At 72.4% G+C, this 17,352-nt stretch carries 19 protein-coding genes; 12 read left to right on the plus strand and 7 right to left on the minus strand.

Annotation, left to right across the window (positions count from 1 at the left end; translation table 11 throughout):
- The first annotated feature begins 101 nt into the window (after nucleotides 1-101).
- The 9 genes from L6E12_RS17615 (at nucleotide 102) to L6E12_RS17655 (ending at nucleotide 8,076) form a co-directional block, all read left to right on the plus strand.
- Nucleotides 102-539, plus strand: a complete 438-nt coding sequence (locus L6E12_RS17615; RefSeq protein ID WP_236229011.1) for a DUF983 domain-containing protein — start codon at nucleotides 102-104, stop codon at nucleotides 537-539.
- Nucleotides 540-577: 38 nt separating this feature from the next.
- Nucleotides 578-1,441, plus strand: coding sequence for a DNA-formamidopyrimidine glycosylase family protein (locus L6E12_RS17620; protein ID WP_236229012.1), 864 nt, complete (start codon nucleotides 578-580; stop codon nucleotides 1,439-1,441).
- Nucleotides 1,442-1,487: 46 nt separating this feature from the next.
- The gene (locus tag L6E12_RS17625; RefSeq protein WP_236229013.1) at nucleotides 1,488-2,741 is read left to right on the plus strand and encodes a histidine kinase; all 1,254 of its coding nucleotides are present in this window, start codon (nucleotides 1,488-1,490) and stop codon (nucleotides 2,739-2,741) included.
- A 51-nt stretch (nucleotides 2,742-2,792) separates the two neighbouring features.
- Nucleotides 2,793-3,650 (plus strand): S49 family peptidase, encoded by an 858-nt coding sequence (locus L6E12_RS17630; RefSeq protein WP_236229014.1) that lies wholly within the window; start codon nucleotides 2,793-2,795, stop codon nucleotides 3,648-3,650.
- Between the two features lie 85 nt (nucleotides 3,651-3,735).
- A complete protein-coding gene (locus tag L6E12_RS17635) occupies nucleotides 3,736-4,575 on the plus strand; it encodes a LytTR family DNA-binding domain-containing protein (RefSeq protein ID WP_236229015.1) in 840 nt (279 codons plus the stop codon).
- The gene (locus L6E12_RS17640) at nucleotides 4,572-4,964 is read left to right on the plus strand and encodes a hypothetical protein (protein ID WP_236229016.1); all 393 of its coding nucleotides are present in this window, start codon (nucleotides 4,572-4,574) and stop codon (nucleotides 4,962-4,964) included. The genes L6E12_RS17635 and L6E12_RS17640 overlap by 4 nt, the downstream gene beginning before the upstream one ends.
- A gap of 33 nt (nucleotides 4,965-4,997) precedes the next feature.
- Nucleotides 4,998-6,791, plus strand: coding sequence for a cation acetate symporter (locus tag L6E12_RS17645; protein WP_236229017.1), 1,794 nt, complete (start codon nucleotides 4,998-5,000; stop codon nucleotides 6,789-6,791).
- A 41-nt stretch (nucleotides 6,792-6,832) separates the two neighbouring features.
- On the plus strand, nucleotides 6,833-7,174 hold the full coding sequence (locus L6E12_RS17650) for a rhodanese-like domain-containing protein (protein ID WP_236229018.1): 342 nt from the start codon (nucleotides 6,833-6,835) through the stop codon (nucleotides 7,172-7,174).
- Nucleotides 7,175-7,176: 2 nt separating this feature from the next.
- Nucleotides 7,177-8,076, plus strand: coding sequence for a DUF4328 domain-containing protein (locus tag L6E12_RS17655; protein WP_236229019.1), 900 nt, complete (start codon nucleotides 7,177-7,179; stop codon nucleotides 8,074-8,076).
- Nucleotides 8,077-8,309: 233 nt separating this feature from the next.
- On the opposite strand, the gene L6E12_RS17660 is transcribed toward L6E12_RS17655, so the two are convergent.
- Nucleotides 8,310-9,494, minus strand: coding sequence for a cytochrome P450 (locus tag L6E12_RS17660; protein WP_236229020.1), 1,185 nt, complete (start codon nucleotides 9,492-9,494; stop codon nucleotides 8,310-8,312).
- A gap of 134 nt (nucleotides 9,495-9,628) precedes the next feature.
- Here L6E12_RS17660 and L6E12_RS17665 point away from each other — a divergent pair, with 134 nt between their 5' ends.
- Together L6E12_RS17665 and L6E12_RS17670 are read left to right on the plus strand one after the other, a co-directional pair.
- Nucleotides 9,629-10,582, plus strand: a complete 954-nt coding sequence (locus L6E12_RS17665) for a DUF5926 family protein (RefSeq protein WP_236229021.1) — start codon at nucleotides 9,629-9,631, stop codon at nucleotides 10,580-10,582.
- A complete protein-coding gene (locus L6E12_RS17670) occupies nucleotides 10,579-10,914 on the plus strand; it encodes a DUF952 domain-containing protein (RefSeq protein WP_374201896.1) in 336 nt (111 codons plus the stop codon). The genes L6E12_RS17665 and L6E12_RS17670 overlap by 4 nt, the downstream gene beginning before the upstream one ends.
- A 53-nt stretch (nucleotides 10,915-10,967) precedes the next feature.
- Here L6E12_RS17670 and L6E12_RS17675 read toward each other — a convergent pair whose 3' ends face one another.
- The 4 genes from L6E12_RS17675 to L6E12_RS17690 all read right to left on the minus strand — a co-directional run bounded on the left by L6E12_RS17675 (nucleotide 10,968) and on the right by L6E12_RS17690 (nucleotide 14,205).
- Entirely contained in the window at nucleotides 10,968-11,498 is a 531-nt protein-coding gene (locus L6E12_RS17675; protein WP_236229022.1) for a ferritin, read from the minus strand.
- Nucleotides 11,499-11,996: 498 nt separating this feature from the next.
- A complete protein-coding gene (locus L6E12_RS17680; RefSeq protein ID WP_236229023.1) occupies nucleotides 11,997-12,350 on the minus strand; it encodes a hypothetical protein in 354 nt (117 codons plus the stop codon).
- Between the two features lie 204 nt (nucleotides 12,351-12,554).
- Nucleotides 12,555-12,872, minus strand: coding sequence for a hypothetical protein (locus tag L6E12_RS17685; RefSeq protein WP_236229024.1), 318 nt, complete (start codon nucleotides 12,870-12,872; stop codon nucleotides 12,555-12,557).
- Between the two features lie 151 nt (nucleotides 12,873-13,023).
- Nucleotides 13,024-14,205, minus strand: coding sequence for an arginine deiminase (locus tag L6E12_RS17690; protein ID WP_236229077.1), 1,182 nt, complete (start codon nucleotides 14,203-14,205; stop codon nucleotides 13,024-13,026).
- A gap of 172 nt (nucleotides 14,206-14,377) precedes the next feature.
- On the opposite strand from L6E12_RS17690, the gene L6E12_RS17695 reads away from it, so the two are divergent.
- Nucleotides 14,378-14,971, plus strand: a complete 594-nt coding sequence (locus L6E12_RS17695; RefSeq protein ID WP_236229025.1) for a DM13 domain-containing protein — start codon at nucleotides 14,378-14,380, stop codon at nucleotides 14,969-14,971.
- Here the strand turns inward: L6E12_RS17695 and ligD (L6E12_RS17700) are convergent.
- Entirely contained in the window at nucleotides 14,968-15,879 is a 912-nt protein-coding gene (ligD, locus tag L6E12_RS17700) for a non-homologous end-joining DNA ligase (RefSeq protein WP_236229026.1), read from the minus strand. The genes L6E12_RS17695 and ligD (L6E12_RS17700) overlap by 4 nt on opposite strands.
- Nucleotides 15,869-17,326, minus strand: a complete 1,458-nt coding sequence (gene ligD / locus L6E12_RS17705; protein ID WP_236229027.1) for a non-homologous end-joining DNA ligase — start codon at nucleotides 17,324-17,326, stop codon at nucleotides 15,869-15,871. Before ligD (L6E12_RS17705) ends, ligD (L6E12_RS17700) begins: the two co-directional genes overlap by 11 nt.
- Between the last annotated feature and the right edge of the window lie 26 nt (nucleotides 17,327-17,352).

Genomic DNA, 17,352 nt, shown 5'->3' on the forward strand with positions numbered 1-17,352 from the left:
CAGAGCCGAGGCGGTACCGTTGTCCCTCGGTGTCCCACGCACTGCCTGACTCTGATCAGCGTGACTCCCGATCAGCAGCGCCACACCGAGAGGGCTGAGAGATGACGCGCCAGGTACGCGACGTGAACGGCCGCCTGTGGACCGTGCACGGCACGCTCGAGTGGCGCACCCCGGCCACCGAGGACGACTTCGAGCACGACGTCGCCGCCGGGTACGTGCCCGGCGTGGTGATGCTGTCGGTGGTCGTGCTGCTGGCCGTGGTGCTGGTCTCGTGGACCCCCGCCGACGTGTACGTGCCGAGCTGGCTGGTCGTGCTGCTGGTCCTGCTGGCCCTGTTCTTCCCGGTCCGCTGGGCGATGCGCAGGCCGTGGACGCTGATCGCCGAGACCGGCGACGACGGCGACGGCGAGCCCACCGAGCGCTGGGTCGGCAAGGTCCGCGGCTACTTCGCCGCGCGCGGGGAGATCGCCCGGATCGCCAAGAGCCTCAGCATGGACGCCCAGCCCAGCTACGAGGGCATCCTCAAGCCGATCAACTAGGGCATGACAGGCGGGCGGTTCCGGGTGAGACTGGTCCGGTGCCGGAACTGCCCGAGGTCGAAGCCCTGGCCCACCACCTGCGCGAGCACGCCGTCGGCCGCACCGTCGCGCGCGTCGACGTGGCCTCGATGAGCGCGTTGAAGACGGCCAGCCCGCCGTGGACGGCGCTGCACGGCCGGGAGGTGACCGGCGCGGGCCGGTTCGGCAAGTACCTCGACCTGGACTGCGACGGCCTGCACCTGGTCACGCACCTGGCCAGGGCCGGGTGGCTGCGCTGGGCGGACACCATGTCGGCCGTGCCGCCCAAGCCGGGCAAGGGGCCGCTGGCGCTGCGGGTGCACCTGGGCCCGCCGGGGGAGGGGCCCGGGTTCGACCTCACCGAGGCGGGCACGAAGAAGGGCCTCGCGGTGTGGGTCGTGGAGGACCCGATGTCGATCGAGCAGGTGGCCACCCTGGGGCCGGACGCGCTGGCGCTGACCCGCGACGAGTTCGGCGAGCTGCTCGCCGGGCGCGGTGAGCGGCTCAAGACCGCCCTGACCGGGCAGCGGATCATCGCGGGCATCGGCAACGCCTACTCCGACGAGATCATGCACGTGGCGAAGCTCTCCCCGTACGCCACCGCGGGCCGCTTGGACGACGACGCGCTGGACCGGCTGTACGCGGCGGTGCGGGAGGTGCTGCTCGGCGCGGTCGACCGCTCGGTCGGGCAGTCCGCGGCCCGGCTCAAGGGCGAGAAGCGCTCCGGGCTGCGGGTGCACGCGCGCACCGGGCTGCCCTGCCCGGTCTGCGGGGACGCCGTCCGGGAGGTGTCTTTCGCCGACAAGGCCTTCCAGTACTGCCCGACCTGCCAGACCGGCGGGAAGCCGCTCGCCGACCGGCGGCTGTCCAGGCTGCTCAAGTAGGTACTACCGTTGTCAGCCGACCCTGTGACAGGCGGGAGCTTCCCTGGTGGGCCAACTGCTGACCGAGCGCGCGGTGGTGGGTGTCATCGCCACGCTGCTGGTGCTGGGTCTGTTCGTGGCGCTGTGCCGCCCGCGCAAGGCCGGGTCGGTCGACGACGCCGTGCTCGACGCGGTCCAGCGGCTGTCGCGGGCCGCGCCGGAGCTGCGCGGCGGGCTGACCGAGAAGGCGGCCGACCAGGCCACCAAGGAACTGGTCGAGCTGCTCAAGTGCGTCGCGGTGGGCATCTCCGACGGCGAGGGCAGGCTGCTGTCCTGGGCCGGTGACGCCAACGAGCACTACGTGGACCTGGAGGGGCCCATCGTGGAGGTCGTGCGCCGGGGCCACCGCGAGCACATCCAGCACGAGAACCTCCAGTGCGGCAGGCGCGGGAGCTGCCCGATGCGCACGGCGGTGATCGTCCCGCTGATCATCGACGGGCAGATCGAGGGCACCCTGGTCCTGGTCGGCGGGGTGGACAGCAAGCGGCTGATCCGCGCGGCCGACGAGCTGGCGGGCTTCCTGGTGATCCAGCTTGAGCTGGCCAAGCTCGACGAGTCCAAGCAGGCCCTGGCCAGGGCGGAGATCCGGGCGTTGCGGGCGCAGATCTCCCCGCACTTCATCTACAACACGCTCAACACCATCTCCTCGCTGATCCGCACCGACCCGGAGCAGTCGCGCGAGCTGCTGCAGGACTTCGCCGACTTCACCCGCTACTCGTTCCGCTCCTCCGGCCTGTTCGCCACCCTCGCCGACGAGCTGAGCAACATCGACCGCTACCTGACCATCGAGTGCGCCCGGTACCGCGAGCGGCTCAACGTGCGGCTGCGCATCGCCCCGGAGGTCCAGTCGGTCGTGGTGCCGTTCCTGGTGCTGCAACCGCTGGTCGAGAACGCCGTCCGGCACGGCATCGCCAAGAAGCCGGGCGGCGGCACGGTCAGCGTCTTCGCCCACGACAACGGCTCCGAGGCGCTGATCGTGATCGAGGACGACGGCGTCGGCATGGACGCCGACCGCCTCTTCGAGGACCTGCGCGACGCGCACAAGACCGGCTCGCACGTCGGCGTCGGCAACATCAACCAGCGGATGCGCCAGGTCTTCGGCGACGAGTACGCGCTGATGGTCGAGACCGCCCCCGGCGCCGGGATGAAGATCACGCTGCGGGTGCCCAAGTTCTTCCCCGGCGTGCGCCCCGACCTGCCGGACTTCTCCGAGGACCAGGACCCCGACGCCGCCGTCGCCCCCGCCCGCCCGGTGGGCTGACCCGGCCGCGGGCACCCGGTGCCCCCGGGTCGCGCGCCGTAGGGTCGGGGCATGAGTGTGGCCGAGAAGCTCGTGGCGCGGTTGCCCGGTGTCGGGGACCGCGGGGAGAAGTCGTCCGTGGTGGCCGTGGTGCGCCTGCACGGGGTGATCAGCCCGTCGGCGACGCCGCTGGCCCGCGGGGCGATCAACGTGTCGTCGGTGGAGTCGGCGCTGAGCCGGGCGTTCGACCGGGAGCGCCTGGTGGCGGTGGCCCTGGTCGTCAACTCCCCCGGGGGCACCCCGACGCAGTCCGCCCTCGTCGCCGAGCGGGTGCGGGAGCTGGCCGCGGAGAAGGGCGTCCCGGTGCTGGCGTTCTGCGAGGACGTCGCCGCGTCCGGGGGCTACTGGCTGGCCTGCGCAGGCGACGAGATCTACGCGCACCCGACGTCGCAGGTCGGGTCGATCGGCGTGGTCTCGGCGAGCTTCGGGCTCAACGGGCTGCTGGAGCGGTTCGGCGTGGAGCGGCGGGTGCACACGGCGGGCGCGCGCAAGGTGCGGCTCGACCCGTTCCTCCCGGAGGACCAGGAGGACGTCGAGTGGCTCAAGGGCCTGCAACGCGAACTGCACGACCAGTTCGTCGAGTGGGTGTTGCAGCGGCGCGGCGACAAGCTCACCGGCACCCCCGAGCAGCTCTTCTCCGGTGAGGTGTGGACCGGGGTGAAGGCGGCCGAGCTGGGGCTGGTCGACGGGCTGGGCAGCGTGCGCTCGGTCATCGCCGAGCGGTTCCCGGACGCGGAGCTGGTGGTGGCCGAACCGCGCCGGGCGCTGCTGGCCCGGCTCGGCGTGCCGGGGGCCTCCGCCGCCGACCGTGTACTGGCCGCGCTCGACGCGGTCGAGAACCGGGTGACGTGGTCGCGCTTCGGCCTGTGAAGGCAGTCCAATCTCGACATCGGGTCACAATCGGCTCGGTTCACTACTTCGGACGGGTGACACTGGGATTGGTCATGGACAGGCCATGGGGGTACTGGGCAAGATTGCGCTCACCGTGAGTACCGCCACCAAAACCCCGGGTCTCGTCGTTCTCGCCGTCGACGACGAGCAAGCAGGCATGGACGAGCTCGTCATCCTCCTGAACGGGAACCGACAGGTTCGGCGCGTCCTGAAGGCATTCGACGCCACCGAGGCGCTGCGGCTGCTCTCCGGCGACGACGAGGAGCTGGCCGCCCGCAAGGCGGCCGGGATGCCGGTCGTCGACGTCGTCTTCGCCGACCTCGACATGCCCGGGCTGACCGGGATGGAGCTGGCCAAGGTGGTGGCCGGGTTCAAGCCCGCCCCCGTGCTGGTCTTCGTCACCGCGCACAGCCACGAGGCCGTCGCCGCCTTTGAGCTGGGCGCGGTCGACTACATCCTCAAGCCCGCCAAGCAGCCGCGGATGGACAAGGCCATGGAGCGGGTGCTGACCAAGATCAACTCCGATGGCGGCGGCGGATCGGCCGCGGTCCCCGAGCAGCGCGACGACGAGGTCATCCCGGTCGAGCTGGCGGGCACCACCAAGCTGGTCTCCCGGGCGGCCGTGCGCTGGGTCGAGGCCCAGGGCGACTACGCCCGCCTCTACACCTCCGACGGCTCGCACCTGGTGCGCATCCCGCTCGCCCAGCTCGAAGAGCGCTGGGAGAAGGCCGGGTTCGTGCGCATCCACCGCTCCTACCTGGTGCCGCTGTCGCTGATCACCGAACTGCGGATGGGCGGCTCCGGCTACTCGGTGGTCATCGGCCACGAGGAGAAGGTCCTGCCGGTCAGCCGCAGGCACACCCGCGAACTCAAGGACCGCCTGGTCCGCGGCGCGGGCCCGTGACCGACGGGACCCCCCAGCCCAAGCCGCCGCGCCCGCCGCGGCGCAAGCGGGTCGTGCTCGCCGACTCCCGCGCCCCGGTCACCGTGCTGCGGACCGTGCTGGAGCTGGAGGAGCAGACGAGCTGGGCCGAGGAGGTCGTGCGCGGCTTCATCCGCACCCAGTTCTGGACGGCGGTGAAGCTCGCCCTGCTTGTCATCGGCACGCTCGGGGCGCTGCCGCTGGTGTTCTTCCTGGCGCCCGGTTTGTCCGGGGTGACCGTGGTGGGCGTCCCACTGCCGTGGATCCTGCTCGGGATCGTGCCCTTCCCCCTGTTGTTCGGCCTGGCCTATTGGTACAACGTGCTGGCCGAACGACACGAGCGCGACTTCGTGGACATGGTCGAGAAGTAGTGCCCAGATGAGGGACACGGGGATCCGGGAGCCTTGGAACTGAACCTGTGGGCGGTGGCGGGCATCGTCGCAGTCGGGCTCGCCACCTTCACCATCGGCTTCCGCAGCGCGCGCCAGGCGAGCACCACCCAGGACTTCCTGGTCGCCCGGCGCACCGTGCGGTCGCGGCGCAACGCGGCGGCGGTGTCCGGGGAGTACCTGTCGGCCGCGTCGTTCCTCGGCGTCGCCGGGCTCGTGCTCAAGGACGGCGCCGACGCCCTGTGGTACCCGATCGGCTTCACCGCGGGCTACCTGGCGCTGATGCTGTTCGTCGCCGCGCCGCTGCGCCGGTCCGGGGCCTACTCGCTGCCCGACTTCGCCGAGGCGCGGCTGGGGTCGCGGCAGCTACGTGGGCTCTCCACCGTGTTCGTGGTCTTCATCGGCATGCTCTACCTGGTCCCGCAGTTGCAGGGGGCCGGGCTGACGCTGAGCCAGATCGTGCCCGGGGTGCCGCTGTGGGCGGGCGCGGTGGTGGTGGCCGTGCTGGTGATGATCAACGTGCTGGGCGGCGGGATGCGCGCCATCACCGTCGTGCAGGCGTTCCAGTACTGGCTCAAGCTGTTCGCCCTCGCCGCGCCGACGTTCGTGCTGTGCGTGCTGTTCCTGCGCGACGGCGGGGCCGACGGGGTGGGCGGCACCGGGCTCGCCGCGCCGCTGCCGCCCCGGTTCACCAGCGCCGCCGAGATCGACGTCAGCACCGACGTGGTGCTCCAGGTCCGCGAGGCGGTGCCGCTGTGGGCCGACGGCACGGTCGACGGCGGGCGCACCACCGGGGTGGTCTACTGGGGCCCCGGCGAGCACACCGTGCTCGCGGGCACCCGGCTGCGCTTCGCCGCGGACACCGCGGTGCCGGTGGTCGAGGGCGCACCCGTGGACAACGCCACCTGGTTGCGGCCGGGGTCGGGCGTCGGCGACCTGTTCACCACGTACTCGCTGGTCTTCGCCACGTTCCTGGGCACCATGGGCCTGCCGCACGTGCTCACCCGGTTCTACACCAACCCCGACGGGCGGGCCGCGCGCCGCACGACGCTGCACGTGATGATGCTGCTGAGCCTGTTCTACCTGTTCCCGATCGTGCTGGGCGCGCTGGCGCGGATCTACACACCGGAGCTGCTGGTCACCGGCGGCACGGACGCGGCGGTGCTGACACTGCCGCTGAAGGTCGTGCCGGGCACGTTCGGGCAGGTCCTGGGCGCGGTGACGGCGGCGGGCGCGTTCGCGGCGTTCCTGTCGACGTCGTCCGGGCTGGTGGTCAGCGTCGCCGGGGTGCTGTCGACGTCCAACGGCGGGCGCGGCCGGGTGCGCGACTTCCGCTGGGCGTCGGTGATCGCCGGGTCGGTGCCGCTGGGGATCGCGCTGGTGCTGCCCCACGGGGACGTCTCGATCAGCGTGGGCCTGTCGTTCGCGCTGGCCGCCTCCACCTTCTGCCCGGTCCTGCTGCTGGGCATCTGGTGGCCCCGGATCACCTGGGTCGGCGCCGCGGCGGGCATGTGCGTCGGCGGCGGGCTGGTGCTGCTGTCGCTGGCCATCACCACCGTCAGCGGGTTCACCGGCGGCTGGGCGCCCGCGTTCTTCCAGCAACCGGCGCTGGTCACCGTGCCGGTGGCGTTCCTCTGCGTGTTCCTGCTGAGCAAGGCCACCGCGGGCAAGGTCCCACCGGAGACCAACCGCATCCGGATGCGCATGCACGCCCCCGACCGGCTCGGCTTCATCCGCGACCGCGACACCGCCCGCTGGGGCACCGCCGAGGAACGCAGCCGCTTGGCCAACGGCCGCCACCGCCGCTGAGTTCACCCGCAGGCAACGGCCGCGCGTGGCAGCATTGACCCGTGACGACCCCCGACCTGCCCACCACCACCGTGGCCGACATCCCGGCCGAGCTGCCCGAGGGCACCACCCTGCTCGACGTGCGCGAGCGGGACGAGTGGGACGCCGGGCACGCCCCGGGCGCGACGCACATCCCGATGAGCGAACTGGCCGGGCGCCTCGGTGACCTCACCGACACCTCCTACCTGGTGATCTGCCGCTCCGGTGGCCGCTCCGCCCGGGTCACCGCCTACCTCAACGCCAACGGCTGGGAGGCCGCCAACGTCGACGGCGGCATGCAGGTCTGGGAGGCCCAGGGCAGGCCGGTCGTCAGCGACACCGACCCGACCCCGAGGGTCATCTGACCGTGCAGCCGCACCGGCCCCGGTTCGACTGGGTGGCGACCCCGCCACCCGGGGCGGGCGTGCCCCCGGCCCGCCCGCGCCGCGGCCCGTACACCGGCCCACCGGCCTACCGGACCCCGCCGCGCTGGGGCTTCCCCGCGCTGGCCTGGCGCTGGCCCACCGCGCTCCCCGGCCTCGACGCCGACGAGCCCGCCCCGATCGACCGGCTGCGCCGCCGGGGCAGGCTGGCGTCCTCGGCGCTGTGGATGCTCGCCGCGGTGGCGCTGCTGGCCGCCGGTGCCGAGGTCTGGCGCTACGTGCTCCTGCTGCTCAGCCGCGACGGCGCGCTGTCGCGCGGGGTGGTCGAGGTCTCGGACAGCCTGGTCGTGACCGGTGCCGTGCTGGCGCTGGTGGCCGGGCTGCCTGCGCTGCTGGGCGCGGTCTGGTGGCTGCTCACCGCCCGCCGGGTCGCCGCCGACGCCGCGGGCTACGACCCGCCGCGGCCGGACTGGCAGGTGCTGCCCGCGCTGGTCGTCCCCCTGGTCAACCTGGTCGTGCCGGGTGCGCTGCTGGCCGAGCTGGAGCACGCGGTGCTGCGCCGCCCGGAGGCCGAACGGCCCCGGCCGTCGCCGCTGGTGCGCTGGTGGTGGGCGGCGTGGGCGGTGAGCGTGGTCCTGTTCACCGCCACGGTCGTCTGGCGCTTCCGCTCCGGCGTGCAGGCCGAAGCCGACGGGGTGCTGCTGAACGCGCTGACCGACCTGGCCGCCGCCGCGCTCGCGATCGCCACCGAGGTGGTGGTCGCCCGCTTCTCCGCCCTGCTCGCCCCGGTCGACGCGAACGAGGTGCGCCGGGTCCGGGTGGTCAGGGTCAACGGCGCCCCGGAACTCGGCCTGCGCCCCCGCCCGGCCACCGCTCGGCGCTGAGCCGCGTCCTCAAAGCCCGGTCTTTGTGTGGGTGTGCCCGGCTGGGTGGATGTGCTTGGCCGGGGCCCCTACGGCGATCATGGGCCCAGTGTGACCGAGTGGGGCTGAAGAGATGCCCCACAGCCCAGAGAGGCTCGCACATGATCGCCACCCCCGGCCAAGCACATCCACCCACCCGGGCATGTCCGTAGTCGGGCCAGCGGTTTTCGGGTGGTCGGCTTTGAGGACAGGCGCTAGGCGCTGACCGGCAGTTCCTTCAAGCCCCGGATCACGAACTCCGGCCTGCGCTCCGGCACGCCCGCGCCGACCAGGCCGGGCAGGCGCGCGGTGAGGGCCTTGAGCGCGGCCGAGACCTCCACCCTGGCCAGCGGGGCGCCGACGCAGTAGTGGATGCCCGCGCCGAAGCCCAAGTGCGGGTTGGGGTCGCGGGTGATGTCGAGGCGGTCCGGGTCGGCGAACACCGCCGGGTCGCGGGCGGCGGCGCCGAGCAGGGCGGCGATCTTGGCACCGGGCTCGACCCGGTGGCCCGCGATGGTCAGCGGGGCCGTGGCGGTGCGCTCGAAGAGCTGGAGCGGGGCGTCGAAGCGGATCAGCTCCTCGACCGCCGACGGCAGCAGCGCCGGGTCGGTGAGCAGTAGCTCCCACTGGTCGCGGGCGGTCAGCAGGGCGTGCACGCCGTTGCCGACGACGTTGACCGTGGCCTCGTGGCCCGCCATCAGCAGCAGCACGGCGGTGGCGACCAACTCGTCCTCCGACAGCCGGTCGGTGCCGTCGCGGACCGCGACCAGGTCGGAGACCAGGTCGTCGCCCGGGTGCTCGCGGCGGTGCGCGACCAGGGTGCGCAGGTAGGCCACGAACTCGCCCGCCGCCCGCTCCGCCGCCGCGGCCAGGTCGGGGGCGAGGTCGTACTCGTACATCTTCACGATCGCGTTCGACCACGGTTGCAGCAGCCCGCGCTCGGACTCCGGCACGCCCAGCAGCTCACCGATCACCTGGATCGGCAGCGGCGCGGCCAGCACCGCCAGCAAGTCGGCCGACCCGTCGGCGTCGACCCGCTCGGCCAGCTCCTCGACCAGGCCCGCCGCCAGCGCGTCCACCCTGGGCCGCAGCCGCTCGGTGTGGCCGCGGCCGAACGCCGCCGCGATCAGCCGCCGCAGCCGGGTGTGCGTCGGCGGTTCGCTCTCCAGCAGTGAGTTGCGGTGCAGCAGGTTGAACTCGGCGAAGGCGGCCACCGGCGCCGCGTCCGTCCACACCCGACCGAGCGAGCGATCCCGCAGCACCGCGCTGGAGGCGGCGTGCGAGACGGCCACGGCCAGCCCGAGACCCGGGTGGTCGTGCACCTCGGCCTCGGCGCGCAGCGCGGCGAAGACCGGGTACGGGTCGGCGAGGAAGGCCGGGTCAGCGGGGTCGAAGCTCACCCGGCCACGGTAACCCCGCCGGTGGCGCACCCGTTCCCCGCGCGCCGCCGACCACCCGCACCGACGCCGACGCGGCCGGATTGGGTAGCGTCCCACGCATCAATCCCGGTCTCGGTCTCGACGAGGAGTCGTAGATGTCCAGGCGATCCGCCGTGAAGAACGCGCGCAAGGCGACCCCCCAGGACTCCTCGGGAGTGAACCCGCGCCAGCCGTGCCCCTGCGGCTCCGGCAAGCGCTACAAGGCCTGCCACGGCTCGGCCGGTGGTGTCGTCGACGTCCCCGTGGCCAGGCCGTTCGAGGGGCTGGCCGGTGAGTGCGAGCTGATCGCGCTGCGCGAGTTCGTCCCCTCCGGCACCGCCGTGCTGCCCGGGGCGGGCGAGGACGAGATCACCCTCGCCACCGTGCTGCCGATGGCCGCCGCGGGCCTCGTCCGCGCCGACGGGGTCAAGTTCGTCGGCCTCCAGGTGCAGACCAGGTCCAACGACATCAGCCGCGACCTGGCCCGCGCCGTGCTGTGGGCGCGCGACGCCGAGCCGGGCGACGTGCTCGCCGTCGTCGGCCCGGAGACCGACGCGGGGGAGAACCCGGAGCGGTTGCAGGACCTCATCGACGTCACCGCGCCGCTGGAGCCGGTCGTGCACGCCGACTTCACCTGGTGGATGCCCGAGGGCAGCGAGCCCACCGGCGAGGTCGCCCTGTCGCTGGAGCGGGCCAACGGCGCCATCCTGCCCACCGAGCGCATCGGCCCGGCCGCGTACTGGGTCGACGCGGGGGAGAAGGCGCACCTGCGCTGGGTCCGCCCGGAGCCGGAGGAGCAGCTCCTCGCCGCCCTGTCCCGGCTGCACGCCGCCGGTGAGCTGGCGCTGGGCGAGGGCTCCCGCTACGCCGGTTCGTTCCGCGCGCACGGCCTGCTGGTGCCGGTGTGGGACCTCGACCGCGAACTCCACGCCCGCGAGTGGACCGACGGTGCCACCGCCCTCGGCGAGCGCCTCGACGCCGCGCTGGCGACGGTGGAGTCCACCCCGCTCACCCCGGCCGAGCGCCGCGCCCGCGACGGCCTGCTGGGCCGCCAGATCACCATCCGGTGATCGTCTACATCACCGCCCGCGCGGACTGGCCCGCGGCGGAGATCCGGCCCGACCCGGCCGTGGGGTTCGTGCACTGCTCGGACCCCGGGTCGGTGCTGGTCCCGGCCCGCAGGCTGTTCGCGGGCCGGGACGACCTGCTGCTGCTGGAGATCGACCCGGCGCTGGTCGGCGCCCCGGTCCGCTGGGAGGTCGGGTCGCCCCCGGAGCCGGGCGGCCCGTGGTTCCCGCACGTGTACGGCCCCATCCCGGCCTCGGCCGTGGTGGGCGTGCACGAGTTCCCGCCCGGCCCGGACGGGGAGTTCGAGCTGCCCGCGTCGCTGGCCCACCGCTGACAGCGCGGTGGGGTGGTCCCGGTCGCCCGGAACCACCCCACTCGTGCGTCGGATCAGATGGCGCCACCCGCGACGCGCGGCGCCGTCGGGTCGGAACCGGTGTCGCCCACGGTCTCGCGGGCCAGGTAGGTCTCCACGTCGAACAGGTTCCCGCCCGCCCGCTTGACGACGTTGAGCAGCGTCGTCATCGAGGCGACCTCCTCGACCTGCTCCTTGAGGAACCACTGCATGAACTGCTCGCCGGTGTAGTCGTCCTCGTCCCGGGCGGTCTTCGCCAGCGCGACCACCTCGTCGGTGACCGTCCGCTCCTGCTGCAACGCCAGGGCGATCAACTCGACCGGGTCCGCGAAGTCGTTGCGCGGCTCGTCCACGCCGGTCACCGCGGGCGTGACGTCGTTGTCCAGCAGGTACTGGACGATCATCATCCCGTGGTTGCGCTCCTCCAGCGACTGGCGGTAGAAGTGCTTCGCCAACTGGGGGAGGTCCTGCCCGTCGAACCAGACGGCGAGCGCGACGTACTGCTGGGAAGCGCTGAACTCGTTGCGGATCTGGGACTGGAGCAACTGGTGGAACTTCGTGGTCATGGCATCGACGATACGTCCCGAATAGCGATTATGCAGGTTTTCAGTGCGCTATTCTCGTCACGTTAGGCAAGGCTATTGAACCGTTAGGCAAGCCTATCGAGTGGCAATTCAGGTTAGGCATTCCTACCTTTTTGACCTCTGCTGTCACCACCCGTGACGAGGTACGCCTACCCAGGTAAGCCCCGATCGAGCGTCTTCGCGGTGGGCATCGAATGGGGTAGAGTTGTTCTCGCCAAGAACACTAGGTCTTGGAAGTGGACCCGGGCAGGACCCGCCGGACGACGGGAGCCCGGGTTTCGCGCTGTCCGGGGTCAGTTCTCGATCTGGATCACTTGACCGATGACCCCCTAGATCCGTCGCCGCCAGTCGCCGCCCGCGCCGTAGGCCCACGCCGTGGCATCGGCGATGCCGAGCAGCGGGTCCTCGTGGGATTGGACGTGTTCGTAGAACGGCCCTCGAACGCCCCCACGCCGATCGCGCGCAGCGTCGAGGAGATGGTCAACCGATCGGCGCGGTCACCCGCCTCCCGCGCGACTCGATCGCGATGCGATGCGCGCCCCGCTTGCAGGCGTCGATGGTCAAGGCGCGCACGCACGAGGCCCGCGCCTGTCCTGCCGGACCGTGGGCCAGGTAGAGGTCCGCCGTGATCCCCGCGGCGACCAGGTGGGAGATCACCGCGCGCCGTCTGGTGTTGCTCTCCGCTTGGAAGTGCACTCGTCGCTCGCCGGGGAGGCAGAGCGCGCGCAGCAGTGTGCGAGCGGCGGCCAGTCGGTTGACCGGGATGACAGCGACGCCCAACAGGTAGGTGCGTCCCCGGATTGACTCGTCGATGAACAGGTGGGGCGACTTCACCCGCTGGGCATCGGCTGTCTCGGGGGCTGAACCACTGGGCTTCCACGGGTGTTCACCCGAACGAACAGCCCCGATCGGGCGACTGCCCAGCGAATGTCGAATGGAGCAGAATTGTCCTTGCCAAGAACACTCGGTCTTGGAAGTGGGCCCGGGCAGGACTCGTCGGACGGCGAGAGCCCGGGTTTCGCGCTGTTCGAGGCAGATTCACCCCACCTCTCGCGCGTGGTCGATGATCGAGTCGATCCGTCTGCGCCACTCCCCGCCTGCGCCCCAGCACCACGCGACCACGTCGGGAACCCAGAGCGCGGGTTCTTCGTGCGACCGGAGGTGGGCGAAGCCGAAGGTGTCGCCGCCCGAGGCGCGCTCAGCGTGATCGCCGACCCGGTCCCGAGAGTCGAGCACCAGTCGGGCCAGGCCGTCCGGTGCGAGGTCGAGCACCAGTGCCGTCAGCAGTGCCCGGCGGACCTCCTCGGCCTTGCCCCGTCCGAAGTAGATTCGGGCGCGCAGTGGGGCTTCCACCACGGCGGCGGCGATGTCCTTCCGGACCGCGTCGCGCTCGTGCTTGAAGTGGGTGCGCCGGGCGCCTGGGCGGTGTTGCTCGGATTCACCTCGCGGGCATCGGTTGTCTCCGGAGATGAACCGTGCGGTTCGCACAGGTGTTCGCCCGAAGGGGTTACAGGGGGTCGCGGGTGATGGGGCAGGACATGCAGCGGGGGCCGCCCCGGCCGGTGCCGAGTTCGGAGCCGCTGATGCGCAGGACCTCGATGCCCGCGTCCTCCAGCCTGGCGTTCGTCTCCACGTTGCGCTCGTAGGCGACGACCACGCCGGGGGCCACGGCGAGGGTGTTGTTGCCGTCGTCCCACTGCTCGCGTTCGGCGGTGACCGGGTCGAGGCCGGTGTGGATGACGCGGAGGCGGTCGATGGACATGGCCGCTGCCGCTGCCTCCAGGAAGGGGGCGGGGCCGTCGACGACCACGCCGTCCGACTCGGGGCGCAGGGTGTAGGCCCGGAGGGTGTCGCGGATGGCCGGGTACATGACCACGGCGTCCCGGTCGACCATGGTGCAGACCGTGTCGAGGTGCATGGTGGCGCGGTCCTGGGCGATGGGGACGGCGAGGACCGTGTGCGCCAGGCCGTCGCGGAAGGCGGAGCGGGCCAGGGATTCCGCGCCCGCGGGGGTGGTGCGCTCGCCGACGCCGATGGCCAGGACGCCGGGGGCCAGCAGCAGGACGTCGCCGCCCTCGACGGGGGCGTAGTGGGCGCCGTAGGCGCGGCCCGCGGCGCGGAAGCGGGGGTGGTAGGCGTAGACGAGGTCCAGCAGCGCCGTCTCTCGGGCGCGGGCGGGCATGGCCAGGGACGCGATGGCCACCCGGTCGCCGATCCAGACCGAGGAGTCGCGGGTGAACAGCAGGTTCGGCAGCGGGTCGACGACGAAGTCGTGCGGGTGGTGCATCCGGCGGACCAGGGAGGCGCCCTCGGCGTGCGGCAGCTCCTCGAAGGTCATGCCGCCCATCAGCACGTCCGCCAGGCCCTTGGCGTCCACTGTGGACAGGTGACTGGCCAGGGCGTCGCCCAGTTCGTTGCCAAGCCTGCGGCGGTCCACGGCGGTGGTGGCGGCCGCGGCGTGCGCCCGCTCGTCGGCCAGGGCGGCGACCAAGGCGTCGGCCAGAAGCACCACCTCCACACCGCGGCCGGTGAGGACCTCGGCGAAGCGGTCGTGCTCGTCCTGGGCCCGGTCGACCCAGGGGATGCTGTCGAACAGCAGTTGGTCGTTGTTGCGCGGGGTGAGGCGCTTCAGTTCGGTGCCCGGCCGGTGCAGCAGGACCGTGCGCAGGGGACCGACCTCGCTGTCCACCCGGGGTGCGGGCGACGGCTGCTCGACTTCGGGGATGTCCGGGTGGGGAGCGGTCACGGATTCGAGCGTAACCACTCGGTAAGGAAAACGCCGCTCCAGAGCGGGCAGAATGGTGGAGAACGCCACAGATCAAGCCTGTGGCGCATCAGTCGTTAAGTGAAGGGCGAGGTCGATGCGCGGATCGTTGCGCCGCAAGGTGTGGTGGGGTGCGGGTGCCGCGGTGCTCGCCGTTGTGATCATCGCACTCTGGGCGTTCCAGCCGTGGAAACTCTTCACGCACAGCCGCGTGGACGAGCCGCTGGCCTTCGAGGTCCCCGTGGTCAGCACCACCTCGGCGACCCTTGGGACGACCGCCGCCACGCCGACGACGGCACCCACACCGACCCCCGAGGCGACCACCACCACGACCGCGCCCGCGCCGACCGGGCCCGTGGTCCTGGCCGCGGGTGAGTTCGTCAGCCAGGAGCACCCCACCTCCGGTGCCGCCCGCCTCCTCGAACAGGGCGGCGCCCGGGTGCTGCGCCTGGAGGGCTTCTCCACCTCCGACGGCCCGGACGTGCACGTCTGGCTGAGCACGGCCACCGCGGGCGGCGACTGGCACAAGTACGACGACGGCCGCGTGGTCAAGCTGGGGAAGATCAAGGCCACCGACGGCAACCACAACTACGCCGTCCCCGCCGACGCCGACCTCGGGGGCCTGCGCAGCGTCGTCATCTGGTGCGACCGGTTCAACGTCGCCTTCGGCTCCGCCCCGCTGGCGCTCTAGCGCGGCAGGCGCGGCCCCTTCTCCAACAGCGGCGCGAACAGGTCGCCGTGGTCGGCGACCCGGTCCAGGACGTCGTCGGCGGTGAACACCAGGTCGTCGGGGGTGCGGCAGGCGGTCACCTCGTCCCAGGTCAGCGGGGTGGAGGCGGTGGGCAGCGGGCGGGCGCGCAGCGAGTACGGGGCGACCGTCGTCTTGTGCGGGTTGTTCTGACTCCAGTCGATGAGCACCTTGCCCTGGCGCAGCTTCTTCGCCATCCGGGAGACCACGAGCCCCGGCAGTTCCGCCTCCAGCCGCTCGGCCAGTGCCCTGGCGTAGTTCGAGGTGCGGTCCGGGGAGGTGGTCGTGACCGGCGCGTAGAGCTGCACCCCCTTGGAGCCGCTGGTCTTCGCCACCACGGTCAGCCCGTCCGCCTCCAGCGCCGAGCGCAGCGCCAGCGCGACCTCGCAGCACTCCACGACCGTCGCGGGTTCCCCCGGGTCGAGGTCGAACACCAGCCGGTCCGGCGCCTGCCGACCGCCGCGCGGGCCGACGGTCCACTGTGGAACGTGGAGTTCGATCCCGGCCCGGTTCGCCGCCCACACCAGCGCCGGGAGGTCGCACAGCAGCGCGAAGTCCAGGCTCTCCGCGCCGGTGGTGGACCCCGGGGTCTCGATGGTGACCGTGCGCAGCCAGTCCGGCGCGCGCCCGGCGGCGTTCTTCTCGAAGAACCCCGGTTTCGCCACGCCGTCCGGGAAGCGGCGGAAGGTGACCGGGCGGTCGACCAGGTGCGGGGTCAGCACCGGCGCGACCCGGCTGTAGTAGTCGATCACGTCGCCCTTGGTGAACCCGTGCCCCGGGTAGAGCACCTTGTCCAAGTTGGACAGTCGGAGCCGCCGCCCCGCCACGTCGACGAGCACCTCACCGGTCACCGGGCCACCCCTCCGCGTTGTTGACGTCCTCCGGCCCCTTGTCCGGCCGCAACCCCCGCCAGGACGGCGCGCGCAGCCGCCCGTCGGTCGTCCAGTTCCGGAACACGACCTCCCCGACCAGGGTCGGCCGCACCCAGTGCCCGCCCCGCGCCCGTGGGCGCGGCACCTCGTTGTGGAACGGCGAGGTCTTGCGCTCCAGTGGGCGCAACCGGCCCATCAGGTCGTGCAGCACCTCGTCGGTGAACCCGGTGCCGACCTGGCCGACGTAGTGCAGTCCCGCGTCCGTCGGCACGCCCAGCATGAGCGAGCCGAACACACCCCGGCGCCTGCCCTCACCCGGCCGCCACCCGCCGATGACCACCTCCGCCGTGCGCAGGTCGGTGATCTTCACCCAGTCCGCCGAGCGCCGCCCCGGCAGGTAGCGCGACTCCAGCCGCTTGGCGATCACCCCCTCCAACCGCTGCTCGCGGGCGGTGTCGAGGACCGCCGGGCCCTCGCCGGGGAAGCTGGGGGAGAGGTTCCAGTGGGGGCCGCGCAGGTCCAGGTCCTCCAGCAGCGCGCGGCGGCGCTCGTAGGGCAGGTCCAGGCAGGGGCTGCCGTCGAGGTGCAGCAGGTCGAACACCACGTAGGTCACCGGGAAGTCGGCCGCGAGCCTGCGGGCCAGCCGTTCGTCGTCGACGTGCATCCGCTGTTGCAGCGCGGCGAACGACGGCGCACCGCCGGTGAACGCGATCACCTCGCCGTCCAGCCAGACCCGGGTGCTGCCCAGGTCTTCGCCGAGCGCGCGCAGTTCCGGGTAGGTGGCGGTGATGTCGGCGCCCTTGCGGGAGAACAGCCGCAGCCGCCCGCCCTCGACCCTGGCCAGGGCGCGGACGCCGTCCCACTTGAACTCGTACGCCCACAGGTCGTCCTCGTCGGCGGGTGGGAGGGCGCCGAGGGTGGCCAGCATCGGCGCCAGGAGGTCGGGCAGCGGGGTTCGGTCCGGGTGCTGCGGCGGGTCGGAGCGGCGGACCATCCAGTCTTTCCCCGAGCGGCCCTTGAAGAAGGTGTACTTGCCCCGCACCCGGCTGCCGTGGAACACGACCGCCACCTCGCGGTCGTCCCACTTGACGGTTTCGTAGGTGCCCCGGTCCCAGATGAACATCCTGCCGCCGCCGTACTCGCCCTTGGGGATGCTGCCCTCGAAGGCGGCGTACTCCACCGGGTGGTCCTCGGTGTGCACGGCCAGGCGGATGTCACCCTTGTCCTCCGGCAGGCCCTTGGGCACGGCCCAGCTCACCAGCACGCCGCCGCGCTCCAGGCGCACGTCCCAGTGCAGGCGGGTGGCGTGGTGCTCCTGGATGACGAAGGTGTCGTCGTTGCCCTGGGGCAGCGGGCCGTCGGCGGGGACGGGCTCCGGGGTGCGGCCGGGATTCCGCTTCCTGCGGTACTCGCCGAGGCCTGCCATGTGCTCTTACTACCTCGACCGGGGCG

It is taken from the genome of Actinokineospora sp. PR83 (genome assembly GCF_021056305.1).
GTDB classification, from domain to species: Bacteria; Actinomycetota; Actinomycetes; order Mycobacteriales; family Pseudonocardiaceae; genus Actinokineospora; species Actinokineospora spheciospongiae.